The 353-nt window shown below is 37.4% G+C and carries 1 protein-coding gene; it reads right to left on the bottom strand.

All coding sequences use genetic code 11. The annotated features are described in order from the left end of the window. The coding region (locus tag KP705_RS19745) for a hypothetical protein (RefSeq protein ID WP_215765542.1) at positions 1–331 on the bottom strand (331 nt) is incomplete at its 3' end. Between the last annotated feature and the right edge of the window lie 22 nt (positions 332–353).

Below are 353 nucleotides of genomic sequence, written 5' to 3' on the forward strand. Positions count from 1 at the left end.
ATTCGTTGAATCTTAAAAAACCATATCCCCTGCTTTCTATGTAATCCAAAAACAAAGAAGAATGCGAAGGAAGACAACGCAAATAATCTCTATAACTTTTCACATCCTTCACAGGAAAAGAATGGTCAATATAATGGTCATGCAAACAAGTCATGATATCGTAAGGCTTTTCCCAACCGCAATAAACCTCGACCCCATTCCCAAACATATAACGAATAGCCTTGGTCTCATAACGTGCCTTCAATCGCACAGCCTTTATATTGAACAGATTTTCAAGCCTCTGTACTTCTCTCTCTATTTCTCTATATTTTTCCTTCTTTACCATATCCATAACAATCTCCGACCCTCAGTTT

This window comes from Gluconobacter sp. P1D12_c, assembly GCF_018812105.1.
GTDB classification, from domain to species: domain Bacteria; phylum Pseudomonadota; class Alphaproteobacteria; order Acetobacterales; family Acetobacteraceae; genus Gluconobacter; species Gluconobacter oxydans_A.